Source organism: Mycobacteroides sp. LB1, from assembly GCF_013449725.1.
Lineage (GTDB): Bacteria > Actinomycetota > Actinomycetes > Mycobacteriales > Mycobacteriaceae > Mycobacterium.
The window spans coordinates 1,396,900-1,411,671 of the sequence record NZ_JACCFF010000001.1 but is presented as its reverse complement, the minus strand read 5'-3'; the positions used below and the strand labels follow the sequence as shown (position 1 = coordinate 1,411,671).

The following is a 14,772-nucleotide window of genomic DNA, read 5'->3' as shown; positions in this document are numbered from 1 at the left end:
GTTCTCATGCGCTGTCCACCACCATCTGCACCGGGGTGGGATCGAACCCATTGCACGGATTGTTGATCTGCGGGCAGTTCGACACCAGGACCAGGGTGTCGACCTCGGCGCGGAGCTTGATCTTCTTACCCGGTGCGGAGAGGCCGTCGACGATGCCGAGCGTGCCGTCCTCGTCCACTGGGACATTCATATAGAAGTTGATGTTGGACACCAGATCTCGCTTGCCCAGGCCCCATTTGGCGCCTTCCAGCAGAAAGTTCTCGACGCATGCGTGTTGGTGCTTGGTGTGATGCCCGTAGCGCAGAGTGTTCGATTCCTGCGAGCACGCACCGCCGATGGTGTCGTGACTACCCACCTCATCCTCGACGATGGTCATCAACGCGCTGCCGTCCTCGGCGCGCAGCACGGTTCCGGTGCGCAGAAACAGGTTTTCCTGCGCGGCGATGGTTGCCTGCGCCGAGTAGCGCACCGCGGTATCGGCTGCTGAGTACAGCAGGGTGTCGACGGCCTGGTTGCCCTTCAGGTCGATAATCGTCAACACGTCACCCGCAGCGACAACGGCGCTCCAGGGTGCGCGTGCGGGAACTATCTCATCGAGGACCTTGCTTGTCACAGGGAATCTCCGTTCTGTGCCGCGGCCCAGGCATCTTCGGTATTGAGTACGGCGCGTTGATATTCCGGTTCCTTATTGGGAAGGTCGACCAACTCATCCAGTGCCGGCCAGGCCAACACCTGGGCAGGGCCGGTGTCGAAGGTCTCCGAGGGGTCGAGCGGATGTGCGGTGTTGACCAGCAATGCGATCACCGGCAGGTGGATCAGCAGATCCACGGCGGCCTGTGGGCCGGCGGTGCCGCTACTGCGCAGCGCGCCATCGGCCTCGGCACGGACCCCGTGGAAGAACGACACCGACGGGCCGATATCGCGCGGAGCCAGCCCGTGCTTGGCTCCGGCCAGCGTGAACAGTTCGCGTCCGGCCGGGCTTGTCGAATAGAGTTCACCCGCACCGTATTTGGCGGTGTTCGCGGTCAGAGTGCTGGTCCCGCAGAAAGTGTCGTGATGTCCGGAACTATCGGCGACGATGGTGGCCAATACCCGGCCCTGATCTGAGAGCAGCGGATGCCCGGTGCCGAGATAGGCCTGCCACGGCACTTTGACGGTGTCGGCTACGTTGAGCCGCTCCCATGGGGCATCGGCGCGCAGCAGCACCACGCTCACACACGCGGAGCCCGTGACGTCGGTGAGCCGCAGCCGGGTGCCGCGGCCCAGCACCTTGGTGGCGTACCGGCCACCGGGGATGGTCTCGGCCCAGGTAAGTGTCAACGGGTCGACGTCATCAAGGGTCCAGGGCCAGCTCGAGGCGGGCAGCACCGGCATGGCGTCGGTGATCTGACCTGCCTGCGAGCGGGCGTGGTCCCGCGCACCTTTGGTGGTAGCGGTGGTCATAGCGGATATCTCCTAAGTTTCTTCTGGCGAGCAGACGCTCAATGCACACGCATCCTGGGCTTTTGTGTGCACTACGTGTCTGCTCGCGGGGAAAGAGGCTTGCGCCACGGGTAGGCCCGGGGGTAGGCCAAGATCCCGGCGATCAGCACCGCGGCAATACAGAGCGGGGCTATCCACACCAAGTAGGGGTGTGCACCCGTCGGGTCGAAGACAGCGGCGCGTGGCCAGGACAGGTTGAGCACCATGAAGGCCCCGTACGCGACGGCGAGGATATTGATAGGTAGTCCAAACCGGCCGAGTGAGAAGAGCTTTCGTCCATCGGCATCGGTCTGGTCCTTGTTGCCATCCCACTTGCTTCCGCCGATCCCGAAGCGGCGCAACAACAAGGGTGTGGTAACCATCAGGTAGGCCAGGTAGATCAATGCGATGCAGACGCTACACAGACTGGTGAACAACGCAGCGTTGCCGAAGTTCACCACCAGGATCAGCACACAGCAGAGCCCGACCACGACGGCCGGTGCGATGGGGGTGCCGGTGCGGGTGTTCACCCGGGACAGCACCGACGAGAACGGCAGCTTGCCGTCGCGGGCCATCGAGAACATGAGCCGGGAGGCCGCGGTCTGGATGGCGAGAGTGCAGACGAATACCGCGATCGCGACATCGACGAGCAGCAGAGTTCCGAACGGCGATGCCAGCTTGCTATCCAATACATAGGGCAGACCGCCGGTGGCGAGCTGGCCGTCGGTGAGGCTGGGTGCGGCCATCAGTGCGCCCAAGATCATCAGTGCGCCGCCGATCGCCGAGACCACGATCGCGGACAAGATGGTGCGGGGGGCGACCCGACGCGGGTTGCGGGTTTCCTCGGCCAGCTCGCTGGCCGACCCGAATCCGACGAGGACGTAGGCGGCCATGAGCCCGGCCGCCAGGAACGCCCACGGGTACCCGCTGCCGGCATCGCCGGTGTGCAGCACTACCCCCGGGCCGCGCTCGGCGTGGGCGAACAGCATGCCGACGACGGCGATGACACCGACTATCTCGCAGGTGACGCCGATCGAGTTGATCCGGGACATCCAGTTGACGCCGACGGCGTTGATGGCGGTGGTCGCGACCAGCAGCAGCGATCCGAGCAGCACTGCGTTCGACGCGCCGCTGACACTGGTCAACGAGGGGTCGGTGCCGATGATCTGAAATCCACTCCAGATGGTTGGCAGGACGACCTGCAGGGCGATGGCCGCTGCGGACGCGGTGACGATCTGGGCGATGATCATGAACCAGCCGGCGAACCAGCCCACCACGGCACCGCCGAGGCGGCGTGCCCATTGGTAGATGGCACCGGAGATGGGATAGCGCGCGGCCAGCTCGGCGAAGTTCAGCGCGACCATGTACTGCCCGGCGAACACGATCGGCCAGGTCCAGAAGAAGGCCGGGCCGCCGAAGCTGAACCCGAATGCGAACAGCTGGAAGATCGTCGTCAGGATCGAGACGAACGAGAACCCCGCCGCGAAGGATGCGAATTTGCCAAGGCTTCGGTGTAGCTGGGGTTTGTAGCCGAACGCGGCGAGATCATCGGAGTCGGAACCGGCGATGCTCGTCGCGGTCCAGGCCGCGGAGTCGGTGGCCGTCAGGGCGTTCATGGGCACTCCCGGGTAGGTCTTCGGGCAACACATTCTGTGCCCTGTGTGGTCGGTAAAACCCACGTCTATGTGGGGAGAAATATCTGTCAAGCGATAGGTAAGTAAGTCTGACGGGTGGCCGGTACGCACGGGTGACCGTGCCGTTTCAGAACGCGGGCGCGGTGTAACATTGTGGTTGCGCAGATGTCGGGGTGATGACGAAACGCTCACCGGGCAATGGAATCGGGACGTTGCCGAGGACTTGTCGACTAGAAGATGGATAGGGTCGGCAGATGTCAGGGCGGCCGCGGCGTATCAGTCCGATTCGCGAGGGGAACACCACTCGCGATGAGATCCTCGATGCCTCCGCCGAGTTGTTCACCGCCGACGGGTTCGCGGCCACCACCACTCGGCGCATCGCAGAGTCGGTGGGTGTTCAGCAGGCCTCGCTTTACTACCACTTCAAGACCAAGGACGACATCCTCGATGCGCTGCTGGCGATGACGATCGACCAGCCGCTGTACTACGCGGCGCTGATCGCCGATCGACCGGAGCCGCCAATCGTGCGCTTATACGCGCTGGCGCTTGCCGACGCCGCCCAGCTGGCGGCGAGCCGATGGAACCTAGGTGCTCTCTATCTATTACCGGATCTGCGAGCCGAGCGATTCGTGGCATTTCGGCGCAAACGTGATCAGCTGCGCGCTCACTATCAGGATCTGGCCGCGGCGGTCTGCCGCGCGGATATGGTCCGCGAGGGGGTGGAGCGCTTGCCCTTCCGGCTCGTCGAGTCGGTCATCATGCTCCGGGCCGATGGGGATTCGATCGCTCCGGAGGCATTGGCCGACGCGACCTTGCGCGTAGTGGGGTTCACCGAGGATGCTGGAGAGGTCGAGACGGCAGCCAGGGCGTTGTTGGATCAGCTGGACTGGGCGGTCGCCGTTCCTAAGAGGTAGGCACAGTCGGCCATGCTAGTCTGCCGTCCAGTGCAAGAATGCCGATGGTGATGGGAATTAGGTGCTCTAACAGATGTCCGATCTGAAGCCGTACTACGAGGAATCTCAGTCCATCTACGACATTTCGGACGAATTCTACGGTCTTTTCCTTGACGAAGAGACGATGGGCTATACCTGCGCGTATTTCGAGCCCGAGGATTTGACTCTCGCAGAGGCTCAGTTCGCGAAGTTCGACCTCGCCCTCGGCAAGCTCAACCTGGAGCCCGGGATGACCCTGCTGGACATCGGCTGTGGCTGGGGCGCCTGCCTGGATCGGGCGATGCGAAAGTTTGACGTCAACGTCGTCGGTATCACCCTGAGCAAGAATCAGAGCGAATACAGCCGTAAGCGTTTAGCGAAGGTGGCCGAGGAAACCGGTCGCACCGCCGATATTCGCATGCAGGGTTGGGAAGAATTCAGCGATAAAGTCGACCGAATTGTCACGATCGGTGCATTCGAGGCATTTAAGCAGGAGCGGTACCCGATATTTTTTGAACGCGCCTACGACATTCTTCCCAATGACGGTCGGATGTTACTCCACACAATTCTTGCGCACACTCAGCAGTTCTTCCGCGAGAATGGTATTCCACTTACCATTAGCGATCTGAAATTCATGCAATTCATCGGTAAGGAGATCTTCCCCGGCGGACAGTTGCCCGCGGTGGAGGATATCGAGAAACTTGCCGCTGGATCGGGGTTCACCCTGAATCGGGTGCATTTGCTGCAGCCGCATTACGCCAAGACCCTGGACATTTGGGCCGAGAACCTCGAGCAGCGCCGCGAGGAAGCTATCAAGGTTCAGTCCGAAGAGGTTTACGACCGTTTCATGAAGTACCTAACCGGCTGCGCGGACTTCTTCCGGCGCGGTATCACCAACGTTGGTCAGTTCACGCTGGTCAAATAGCGGGACTTACCGCGCCGCTAAAGTCTCACGCTTGCGCGAGACGGCGCTTCTGTTCCTCAATATCGAAATCGGCGGGCGGCCATGCGAGATCTAGGCCGTCCAGTGTCTCGTCGAGAAGTGCGGTGACCGCAAGCCTGCTGAACCACTTGCGATCGCACGGCACGACATGCCAAGGCGCGTACTCGGTGCTCGTTTTCTCCAGCACCGCCTGATACGCCTCCTGGTAAGCCGGCCAGAACGCGCGCTCGTCGATGTCGTTCGGATTGAACTTCCAGTATTTGTCGGGGCGGTCCAGCCGCTCGGCGAGGCGCTGCTTCTGCTCGTCGAGCGACACCACCAGGGCGACTTTGAGGAGAGTCATCCCGGCCTCGGTCAGCTCCTTCTCGAAGGCATTGATCTCGTCGTATCGGGCACCCCAGACCTCCGGCGGAACCAGGTCGTGCACGCGCACCACCAAGACGTCCTCGTAGTGGGAACGATCGAAAACGCCGAGCTGCCCACCCGCCGGCAGTGCATTGCGGATACGCCACAGATAGTGGTGCTTGCGCTCCTCCGCGGTCGGCACGCCGAAGCTCGCATGCTCAATACCTTGTGGATCAACTTGTCCAACAACATGTTTGACGATACCGCCCTTACCGGAGGTATCCATCCCCTGCAATACCAGCAGCACCGCGCGGTGGTCTCCGCTGCGTCCGTTGGCGTACAGCATTTCTTGCAGTAGCCCGAGGCGTTCGGACAGCTCGGCCTGGAGGGCTTCGCCGTCCTCGCGTGACCCGTCGAACCCGGGAGTGGAACGGGAATCGACGTCGGCGAATGTGATGCCGGGTTGATAACGCAGTGCAGACGTGTCGATCCTGAGGGCCATGTCGACTGACCCTAGCCGGATTGGCCTACACCGTTGGGTTCAACGCACTTCAGGCGGTGGGGGAACGGGCGACGGGTGCGGCATGGCGACGAACTTCTCCCGCGAGCCACCCACGCCCACGATGCCCAGTACCGCGTTCCAGGAAATCATCGTCAGGTAGTCGATGAGTTCATCGGATGTCATCCGGGGATGCGACATCCACGAGTGGGTGGCCAGCTGGACGCCGCCGACGATCATGTAGCCCCACGGCTCCACGCCGTGGGTATCCATGGATGCTTCGGCCATCTGGCGGCGTAGCGATAAGGCAAGCATGCGGGCGATGATGCGTTCGGAGTCGGCGATGGCCTTGCTGCGGCTGGTGGAGCTGTTCGCCATGACGAACGGGTAGATCTCCGGCTCGGCAGCCACCGTCTCGACGTACACCTTGATCGCCGTGCGAGTGAGGTCGTAGCCGTCGAGGCGGGCCGACAGGGCCGCAGCCATCTTGGGGATGAGGGTGGTCTGTGCGAACCGGGTCATGACGGCCGTGGTCAGATCGTTTTTGTCAACGAAGTACCGGTAGAGCACCGTCTTGGATACGCCGATATCGGAGGCGATCTCATCCATGCTGATATCGCGCCCGCGATGCCTGATGGCATCCAGGGTGCCGTCTACCAACTCGGTACGCCGCTCCACCTTGTGCTTGTGCCAGCGGCGCTTGCGACCATCTGTCTTGATTGCCGCAGGCTGGGTTTTACTTGCCACAGTTATCGCCATATTTCCCTAGTTATCTGTAACCGATACTACTTGACGGGCCGGTTGGGGGTGCGCAACGCGCTCGATGCCGGATGATGGAGACGTGGCAGGAAAGCACACCGATCAGCCGCGTGCGCGGAAATCATCCGGCGGCGTCTTCGCGATGGGGAATTCGGCCGTCGACGAGGAGCGCGGGAAGCAGCTTCGTTGGATGAAAGCCGTGGCCGCGGGGTTCCTACTCGGGGCCACCGTGCTGTTTCTGGCATGCCGTTGGTGGCAGTCGGTGGGTGCGCCGGGCTGGGTGGGTTATGTCGGGGCGGCCGCAGAAGCGGGTATGGTCGGCGCGCTTGCCGACTGGTTTGCTGTTACCGCGTTGTTCCGGCATCCGCTTGGGCTAAAGATCCCGCATACAGCGATCATCAAGCGCAAGAAGGATCAGCTGGGCGAGGGGCTCGGGAACTTCGTCCGAGAAAACTTCATGTCGCCCACCGTCATCACCACCAAGGTGCGCGATGCGCAGATCGCGGGCCGGCTGGGTAAGTGGATGAGTGATCGGTCGCATGCCGAGCGGGTCGCGGCCGAGGCGTCCACGGTGCTTCGGGTCGGCGCGCAGATGCTGCGCGACGAGGACGTGCAACAGGCCATCGACAGCGTCATCGTCCGCCGAATTGCGGAGCCCAAGTGGGGTCCACCGGTGGGCCGCGTGCTGTCGAGCGTGCTCAAAGAGGATCGGCACGCTCCGGTGATTCAGCTGCTGTGCGACCGGGCCTTCGAGTGGGCACTGGGTGCCAGCGACACCATAGACCGCGTGGTCCTGCGAGACTCGCCGAACTGGACGCCGAAGTTCGTCGATCACTTCGTCGGCGACCGTATCTACCGTGAGTTGGTGGATTTCACCGACAAGGTGCGCCGCAATCCCGATCACGACCTGCGCCAATCCGTGAACAGGCTGTTGTTCGAGTTCGCCGACGACCTGCAGTACGACGAGCTCACCATCGCCAAGGCCGAGGCGATCAAGGCCAGGTTGATGGCCCGCGAGGAAGTGCAGAAGGCGGCTGCCACCGCCTGGTCGGCGGCCAAGAAGATGCTCACCGAATCCGTCGATGATCCATCCAGCGAGCTACGGACCCGCGTCGCCGACACGATCGTGCGGATCGGGGAGACATTGCGTGATGACGAGTCCATGCGCGACAAGGTCGACAGTTGGGTGGAGCGGGCGGCACGCCATTTGGTCGAGCAATTCGGTGCGGAGATCACGGCCGTTATTACCGAGACGATCGAACGCTGGGATGCCGATGAGGCGAGTCGCCGGATCGAATTGCATGTCGGCCGCGACCTGCAGTTCATTCGGATCAATGGCACGGTGGTGGGTTCGCTGGCCGGTTTGGTGATCTACACGGTGGCTCACTTTCTCTTCTGATCGGGGCCTCACGTGCGTATTCCCGGTGTGGCGTGACATGGCCCACATCGCTAACAGAAGTGCTTGCAATAGCTAGCAGTGCAGCTTACGGTGGTTCTTATGCCGCAGGAATCAGATCTCGCTGTTGTGGTGAGCAACGCCGCCTCCGATATCGGAGGCTTTATCCGAGCGCAACGCGAGGCCGCTCAGGTCTCGGTGCGCCAACTGGCCGAAAAGGCCGGTGTAAGCAATCCGTACCTCAGTCAGATCGAGCGCGGTCTGCGCAAGCCTTCTGCGGAGGTTCTCAACCAAATCGCAAAGGCACTAAGGGTTTCGGCGGAGGTGTTGTACGTGCGTGCTGGCATTTTGGATCGCAGTGATGCCAGCCCGGTACGGGACGCCATCATTGCCGATACCGTCATTACCGAGCGGCAGAAGCAAGTGCTGCTCGATGTGTATGCCTCTTTTGTGCAGCAAATCACCGATAGTCAGGTGGATGCAGCCGAATCGGCCCCCGAATCTTCTGGCGACAACTGAATAACTTTCCCCATCCCCGAAAGGAATCTGGAATGAACAAGAAGAACCCCAAGCTCGACGATTTGAAGACCCCGTTCTACGCCGCCATCGGCGCCGGTGACCTGGCCCTGACCACGGTCGCCGATGCCGTCACCCGGTTGCGTGAGGCCGCCGAGGAGGCCGCGTCCGAGGCCGGTGCACGTGTCGAGGAGACCCGCGACCGGTTGCGCGAGCTGGGCGCCGACCTGCCCACCGATGTCAATGAACTGCGCGACCGGTTCACTCCGGACGAGCTGCGCAAGGTCGTCGATGACTACCTGCAGGCCGTGACCGACGTGTACAACGAGCTGGCCGAGCGTGGTGCAGAGGCCATCGAGCGCCTGCGCAGCACTGCCGGTATCGAGGAGAACGTCGCCAAGGCTGAGGAGCTGGTCGACAGCACCCGCGAGCTGACCGAGCAGGCCTTGGGCACCGTGTCCAGCCGGACCCGCGCCGTTGGTGAGCGTGCCGCCAAGCTGGTCGGTATCGACCTGACCGCCAAGGCTCCGGCCAAGACGGCGGCCCCCGCCAAGAAGGCTCCGGCCAAGAAGGCGGCCCCCGCCAAGAAGGCCGCCCCGGTCAAGGCCGCGGTCCAGAAGGCGGCTCCGGCCAAGAAGGCTCCGGCCAAGAAGACCGCGACCCGCACGATCACCCAGAAGTAGGCAGTTCCTGCTCTGACGGCCACCCGATCAGCCACGTAGGCTGATCGGGTGGCTTTCTCTTTTCATGTCTTCGCGCTGATCTCGCTCATCGCCCTCGTCGCGGCGATCGTTGCCCTGGTTCACGCCGCGATCCAGCCCGCAGATGCGTTTGTGGCGGCAGAGAAGCAGACCAAGACCACCTGGATAGTCATCCTCGCCGCGGCGGCCGTGTTCACCCTGATTCCGGGGATAGAGCTGCTGAGTGCTGGGATCGCCGCGGTAGCGGCCGGCGTGTACTTCGTCGACGTTCGTCCACGAGTGCTCGAGGTCCAGGGCAAGTCTCGGTGAGATATCGCGCGGCCGTGTCGGCCATGCTGACGGCCGCGCTGCTGGCGATGAATGTAGTGCCTGCGGCCGCTATAGAGCCCGCGCTTGTCGATCATGTGTCTTGGGCGGCAACGTCTTTGGGTCGGACCTTGCGTGTCTATCCGACGTCGCTGGGGCGTACGTACGAGGCGCCCGATGGCGCGGATATCGCATGGTCCGAGGTCGTCGCGCTGGCCCCTGATGCGCAGTCGCCGGGTATGCGGATGCAGTTCGATTGCCATTGGTACGGCCGGGTGTTCATCCCCAACAAGACGAGCTGGAACCTGGAGCCTTGGCGGCCCGCGGTTGACGCGACATTGATGACGGTGTCGCAGTGCAACCCCGGTGGGCCCGAGGTTTAGGCGCCGATCTGTCCGTCGCCGAGCGACAAGACCCGCAGGCTTGGGTAGGTGCTCATAGCGTGTCGCTTGTAGGCGGCACATTGCGCTGTGATGTTTATCAATTGCGCGCCCGAATTACAAATGTGTAATTCCCCCGAGACCACTGGGTGATCTCGATGTTATTGGTGGAAATAAGAAAACGCTAAAGTCTCAGGCGGCCCACTGGCAACTTTTCTTACCATTCTCCGCTTGCGTAACGCACACCCCGTGAGTAACGATTACAACAGTGATCACAATCTGATCACGACCGGCGTGGCAGGTGGTGCATCGCGCACCACGCGGTTTCGGCGGGAACAGAGGATCGGGGTGCAGTGACATGAAGGTCGTCATGGACAGGGCGCACTGGGTACGTGACAGGCGTGCGGTGTTCCTGATCGTCAATGTGCTGTTCGTGATGTCGCTGTCCATGACCGCGAGCGTCGCGTCGGCAGACTCCGTGAATTGGGACGCGATCGCCGAATGTGAATCCGGCGGAAACTGGGCCGCAAATACCGGAAACGGCTTTTACGGCGGCCTGCAATTCAAGCCCTCCACCTGGTCGTCCCACGGTGGCGTCGGAAATCCTGCCGAAGCATCACGCGAACAGCAGATTGCCGTTGCCGAGAATGTCCTGCAGTCGCAGGGTATTGACGCATGGCCCGAATGCGGTGGCGGGGGCAGCGGACCTAACGCCGGGCGCTCCGGATGTCAGTTCGTCCCCGGCGGCAGTATTTTCGGGATCGTCAACTTCCGCCAGATGTGCAGCGGAGTCGTTGGACTGATCCCCGCGCGCTAGTCATACATCGAGCCCGTTGGGCATTGTTGACAGCTCCTTGCCTGTTGCGGCCGCGCGTGGCATTGATCAAGGCGCCACGGTGTCGCCCATCCTGTCCGTCCGGATGAGTGTTTCTCATGCGCCCGCGGCTGTTCTCACGCGGCTGCGCGTTCGGGATTACTCCCGCTCTGGTCGTGTGGGCGCCAACCGGTAGCCCCCCGACCGACCTGTCGAGATAGTAGGTTTGGCTTACCTAATGCCGGTTGTGGGGTTCGGTGCCGCTGAGCGCTGGTACCCACCTGTATTTGAGCCACAAGGAGAACACTCATGTCGACCGATGTCGCCGAGAAACTAGAGAAGATCCTGCGCGGAGAGCTTGCGGTCAGCGCGGATGAGATCACCCGCGACAGGTTGTTGATCGACGATCTTGGGCTCGATTCGGTGGGATTCGCGCTTGGCCTCGTCCTCATTGAGGAGCAGTTCGGCGTCACGCTCACGGAGGATCAGCTACTCGTTTGTGACTCCTTCGGCGACCTTGTCGACATGGTCTCGGACGGGCAGGTTAAGGCCTCGACCCCAACCAGCAGTGCGCTCGCCGAGTAGAAGTTCACGGACCTAGAAGGCGGGAGAGAGAGTCATGACTATCACAGCGAATGTGCATGCAGTGCAAGGCAATACATTGGCGGAGAAGGTCTCCCATTCGATGCTGTCCTCGTCCGCCGATTTGGTGGTCATGGACGGCGCGACGCGAGAATGGCATCGGTTCCCGTGGGCCGAGGTGCACGCACGCGCGGAGACCGTCGCCGTCGACCTGCTCGACAACGCGAACGGACCAGTGGGTGCGCTGGGACTGATCGGCAATCCGACCGTCGACTTGGTGGCGAGTGTCCAGGGCGCCTGGCTCGCCGGCACGAGCGTGTCGTTCTTCCCCGGCCTGGTGCGCGGTGCGGACCTGGACCGCTGGGCGCATACGACCTTGGAGCGTTGCGCGGCCATCGGTGTGCGCACCATCTACAGCAATGGCCGGGAGCTGGAGCAGCTGCGTGCAGTGGAGTCCAGTATCCGGATCGAGGACGTCGCGCAGGTCGGTGCGAGGCCCCGGCCGCAGTCCTTCACCCCCGTGCAGACCGGGGACGACACCACGCCGGCGGTCCTGCAGAACTCCTCCGGCTCCACCGGCACGCCGAAGACCGCCGTCCTCTCTCGGGGCGCTGTCATGAGCAATGTCAGTGCGATGGTGCGCCGCGCGGAGCTGACTGGGGAAGACCTGACCTGCAGCTGGCTGCCGCTGTATCACGATATGGGCCTGATCACGTTGCTAGCTTCGCTGTGGACGGGCATGCCGCTGTGGCTGGCGCCGAATAGCGCCTTTGCGGCCTCGCCGATCAGGTGGCTCGATTGGCTCACCGAGAGCGGCGCGACATATCTGATGGCGCCGAACTTCGCCTACGACATCATTGGCCGGTACGTCGACAAGATTGACCGCGGAGTCGACCTCGGCAAGCTGCGTGCGGCCGTCAGTGCGGCCGAGCTGATCAACTGCGATGGTTTCGAGCGCTTCCTCGCGGCGGCGACTCCCCATGGTTTCTCTCCAGGCGCGGCGGTAGCGGCTTGGGGCCTGGCGGAGGGGACGTGTGTCGTGACCATGACCCGGCCCGGCGTCGGAGCGAGATCTGATGACGTGCTCGTCGCCACCCCGGATGGTGGTCAGGCCCCTCGCAGGTACGCACTGGTCGGCTCCGCGTTCGACGGGATGGAGGTCCGGGTGGTGCCCGCCGCGCGCGAGGTACCGGCGATCAGCGGCAGGGAAGTCGGGCAGGTCGAAATCAAGGGCGCCTGCATGATGAACGGTTATCTGGGCAGCCCGGCGATCGGCAAGAACGAGTGGTTCAACACCGGTGACCTGGGCTATTTTCATGACGGCGATCTGGTCGTGGTCGGCCGCTTCAAGGAACTCATTGTTCTTGCCGGGCGCAATGTGTACCCCACCGACGTCGAGCGGGCAGCCGCATCGGTCGAAGGGGTGCGGGCAGGCAGAGTTGCCGCGGTGGGACTCGACGAAGGCGGCGTCCGCCCGAGGCTGGCGCTGGCCGTCGAGTACAAAGGCACCGACTTTGACGCGGCGCGCAGGCAGGTGGTCCAGCGGGTCACCGCCGATTGCGGGGTCGTGCCCTCCGAGGTGGTGTTCGTGACTCCGGGTGATCTGCCCATCACGACCTCGGGCAAGCTGCGGCGTCTCGAGGTCAAGCGCCTTATCGAGACGGGTGGAGGTCTGCGATGACTCTGGCCGATCCAGAGAACAAGGTGGCCGCCTCGCTGTCTACGGACGGTTTCCGCGCGCTGCTGAGCTCGGTCATCGATGACGAAGTGAAGTCGTGGGTGGCCGAAGCGGAGAAGGCCGAGCGGTTCCCCCGCGCGCTCATCGAACACTTTGGCCGCGCCGGTGTGTTCGCCGACAAGTGGTCGTCCGGGGCGCTCCCCGACGTGGCGAAGCTTGTCGCTTTGGGCTTTGCGCTCGGTGGGCTCGGTTCGATCGGAATCAGCATCGGCGCGAGCTTGCACGACTCTGCGATTTCCATCTTGCGCCGATTCGGCAGGACCGATTACCTGCGTGAGATTACCGAGCAGGCGATCCGCGGTGAGGCGGTGCTGTGCATCGGCGCTTCCGAGGAGGCCGGCGGGTCTGATCTCCAGATTTCGGAGACCTTGGCCCGTAGCGTCGACGGCGGTTATCACGTGCGGGGCAGTAAGAAGTTCGTCTCACTCGGCCCGATCTCCGATCACATCGTCGTCGTCGCCCGCAGCGCCGATGGCGCCAGCAAGCACGGGAACGTGATGCTGCTGCTGGTGCCGACCGCCCAGGTGGTGGTGCACGAGCGATACCGCAAGCTGAGCGCGGGACCACTCGATACCGCGCCGGTCGATATCGACACGTGGGTTCCTTCGGATGCACTGATCGCCCGCCCGGGCGCAGGGCTCGCTGCGATCAGCTGGGGGCTGTCCCACGAACGGCTCGGCATTGCGGCCCAGGTGGTCGCGCTCTGCGAGAAGGCCCTCGGGGTCACCATTGCCCGGATGATGGACCGCGTGCAGTTCGGCAGCACGCTCCTGGGGCACCAGGCATTGCGCCTGCGTATCGCGGATCTGCAGTCCAGGGTCGACATGATGCGCTATTCGCTTGAGGGCATCGCAGCGACAGGTGAGATGAACCTGCGTACCGCGGCGGCCGCAAAGGTCACGGCTGCGCGGCTCGGCGAAGAAGTGTTGTCCGAGTGCCTGCACATTTTCGGTGGCTCGGGATACTTGATCGACGAGACCCCGGTCGGCCGCTGGTGGCGCGATATGAAGCTGGCCCGGGTGGGCGGCGGTACCGACGAGACGCTCTGGGAGTTCGTTGCCGCCACCATGAAACCCGATGTCGACGGGTACCGCTCCTTGGGCGTTTAGGTCAGAGGCGCGGGTATATCCGCCGGGGTTCTCGGCGTGGTGTACAGCGCCATTCGGCGGTTGGGCATTTGGTGCTCCCCGAGGAAGGCGCAGCCGATGTGTTCGAAGACCCTGCGGGTTTCGAAGTTCTGGTACTCGGGGTCGAACATGACCCGCTTGCATTGCGGTTCTAGCTCGAAGAAGCTCTTGATGATCTTGGGCAGGATCATGACCATGAAGCCCTTGCTGGCCATGGCCTCGTTGGCGATTGCACCGTGTATGCCCAGGTCATATGGGTCGGCGGCGTACTTTTCTCCGATGGAGTCCTGGGCCGCACGATAAAACTCCAAGTAGCCGACGGGCTCATCGCGGAACAGGACCAGGTAGGGGTGCGAGTAGGTGCCCTCGACCTGAGCCTTGAGCTGGTCGTACCAGCGCTCGTCCGGCCAGTCCTGCTCCCAGCCGTTGACCAGTGCCGGCTGGCGCATCCATCGGGCAATCAGCGCCGTGTCATCGCTATCCGGGTCCACAAGTCGCAGGCCGAACGGGCTGGGGAGCACTGCGGCAGGAGGCGCGGGCACCGAAGGGTCGGGGGCGACATGGCGGTAGAGCACTGGCCAGGGACGTTCCATGGATATAAGGATAGGCTATCCAATAATTCTGTGTGGAAAGCCCAGG

17 protein-coding genes are annotated in these 14,772 nt (G+C 63.0%); 11 read left to right on the top strand and 6 right to left on the bottom strand.

Going from position 1 to position 14,772, the window contains the following annotated elements:
- Window positions 1-4: 4 nt before the first annotated feature.
- The 3 genes from MLB1_RS07070 to MLB1_RS07060 all read right to left on the bottom strand — a co-directional run bounded on the left by MLB1_RS07070 (window position 5) and on the right by MLB1_RS07060 (window position 3,077).
- Window positions 5-613, bottom strand: coding sequence for an urea amidolyase associated protein UAAP2 (locus MLB1_RS07070; protein WP_180748928.1), 609 nt, complete (start codon window positions 611-613; stop codon window positions 5-7).
- On the bottom strand, window positions 610-1,443 hold the full coding sequence (locus MLB1_RS07065; protein ID WP_180748927.1) for an urea amidolyase associated protein UAAP1: 834 nt from the start codon (window positions 1,441-1,443) through the stop codon (window positions 610-612). The genes MLB1_RS07070 and MLB1_RS07065 overlap by 4 nt, the downstream gene beginning before the upstream one ends.
- A 71-nt stretch (window positions 1,444-1,514) precedes the next feature.
- Complete coding sequence (locus tag MLB1_RS07060) at window positions 1,515-3,077, bottom strand: amino acid permease (protein WP_180748926.1); 1,563 nt, start codon at window positions 3,075-3,077, stop codon at window positions 1,515-1,517.
- A 272-nt stretch (window positions 3,078-3,349) separates the two neighbouring features.
- Between MLB1_RS07060 and MLB1_RS07055 the strand changes: the two genes are divergently transcribed.
- Both MLB1_RS07055 and MLB1_RS07050 read left to right on the top strand, forming a co-directional pair.
- Window positions 3,350-4,009 (top strand): TetR/AcrR family transcriptional regulator, encoded by a 660-nt coding sequence (locus MLB1_RS07055; protein WP_180748925.1) that lies wholly within the window; start codon window positions 3,350-3,352, stop codon window positions 4,007-4,009.
- 73 nt (window positions 4,010-4,082) lie between these two features.
- Window positions 4,083-4,952, top strand: coding sequence for a cyclopropane mycolic acid synthase family methyltransferase (locus MLB1_RS07050; RefSeq protein WP_180748924.1), 870 nt, complete (start codon window positions 4,083-4,085; stop codon window positions 4,950-4,952).
- 25 nt (window positions 4,953-4,977) lie between these two features.
- Here the strand turns inward: MLB1_RS07050 and MLB1_RS07045 are convergent, their stop codons facing one another.
- Window positions 4,978-5,817: a polyphosphate kinase 2 family protein gene (locus tag MLB1_RS07045; RefSeq protein ID WP_180748923.1), complete on the bottom strand. Its 840-nt coding sequence runs from the start codon at window positions 5,815-5,817 to the stop codon at window positions 4,978-4,980.
- Between the two features lie 39 nt (window positions 5,818-5,856).
- Entirely contained in the window at window positions 5,857-6,573 is a 717-nt protein-coding gene (locus MLB1_RS07040) for a TetR/AcrR family transcriptional regulator (protein ID WP_180748922.1), read from the bottom strand.
- A 64-nt stretch (window positions 6,574-6,637) separates the two neighbouring features.
- Between MLB1_RS07040 and MLB1_RS07035 the strand changes: the two genes are divergently transcribed.
- The 9 genes from MLB1_RS07035 to MLB1_RS06995 all read left to right on the top strand — a co-directional run bounded on the left by MLB1_RS07035 (window position 6,638) and on the right by MLB1_RS06995 (window position 14,115).
- On the top strand, window positions 6,638-7,972 hold the full coding sequence (locus MLB1_RS07035; protein WP_180748921.1) for a DUF445 family protein: 1,335 nt from the start codon (window positions 6,638-6,640) through the stop codon (window positions 7,970-7,972).
- A gap of 99 nt (window positions 7,973-8,071) precedes the next feature.
- Window positions 8,072-8,488: a helix-turn-helix transcriptional regulator gene (locus MLB1_RS07030; protein WP_180748920.1), complete on the top strand. Its 417-nt coding sequence runs from the start codon at window positions 8,072-8,074 to the stop codon at window positions 8,486-8,488.
- 32 nt (window positions 8,489-8,520) lie between these two features.
- The gene (locus tag MLB1_RS07025; RefSeq protein ID WP_180748919.1) at window positions 8,521-9,168 is read left to right on the top strand and encodes a heparin-binding hemagglutinin; all 648 of its coding nucleotides are present in this window, start codon (window positions 8,521-8,523) and stop codon (window positions 9,166-9,168) included.
- Window positions 9,169-9,216: 48 nt separating this feature from the next.
- Window positions 9,217-9,495, top strand: a complete 279-nt coding sequence (locus MLB1_RS07020; RefSeq protein WP_180748918.1) for a DUF2516 family protein — start codon at window positions 9,217-9,219, stop codon at window positions 9,493-9,495.
- Window positions 9,496-9,518: 23 nt separating this feature from the next.
- On the top strand, window positions 9,519-9,875 hold the full coding sequence (locus MLB1_RS07015) for a DUF2599 domain-containing protein (protein WP_180749735.1): 357 nt from the start codon (window positions 9,519-9,521) through the stop codon (window positions 9,873-9,875).
- A 355-nt stretch (window positions 9,876-10,230) separates the two neighbouring features.
- Window positions 10,231-10,689 carry a transglycosylase family protein gene (locus MLB1_RS07010; RefSeq protein WP_180748917.1) on the top strand — a complete coding sequence of 153 codons (459 nt, stop codon included), beginning with the start codon at window positions 10,231-10,233 and terminating at the stop codon, window positions 10,687-10,689.
- Between the two features lie 306 nt (window positions 10,690-10,995).
- Window positions 10,996-11,271 carry an acyl carrier protein gene (locus MLB1_RS07005; RefSeq protein WP_180748916.1) on the top strand — a complete coding sequence of 92 codons (276 nt, stop codon included), beginning with the start codon at window positions 10,996-10,998 and terminating at the stop codon, window positions 11,269-11,271.
- 34 nt (window positions 11,272-11,305) lie between these two features.
- Window positions 11,306-12,949 (top strand): long-chain-fatty acid--ACP ligase MbtM, encoded by a 1,644-nt coding sequence (gene mbtM / locus MLB1_RS07000; protein ID WP_180748915.1) that lies wholly within the window; start codon window positions 11,306-11,308, stop codon window positions 12,947-12,949.
- Window positions 12,946-14,115, top strand: a complete 1,170-nt coding sequence (locus MLB1_RS06995; RefSeq protein ID WP_180748914.1) for an acyl-CoA dehydrogenase family protein — start codon at window positions 12,946-12,948, stop codon at window positions 14,113-14,115. Before mbtM ends, MLB1_RS06995 begins: the two co-directional genes overlap by 4 nt.
- Here the strand turns inward: MLB1_RS06995 and MLB1_RS06990 are convergent.
- On the bottom strand, window positions 14,112-14,726 hold the full coding sequence (locus tag MLB1_RS06990; protein ID WP_180748913.1) for a GNAT family N-acetyltransferase: 615 nt from the start codon (window positions 14,724-14,726) through the stop codon (window positions 14,112-14,114). The genes MLB1_RS06995 and MLB1_RS06990 overlap by 4 nt on opposite strands.
- Window positions 14,727-14,772: the final 46 nt, after the last annotated feature.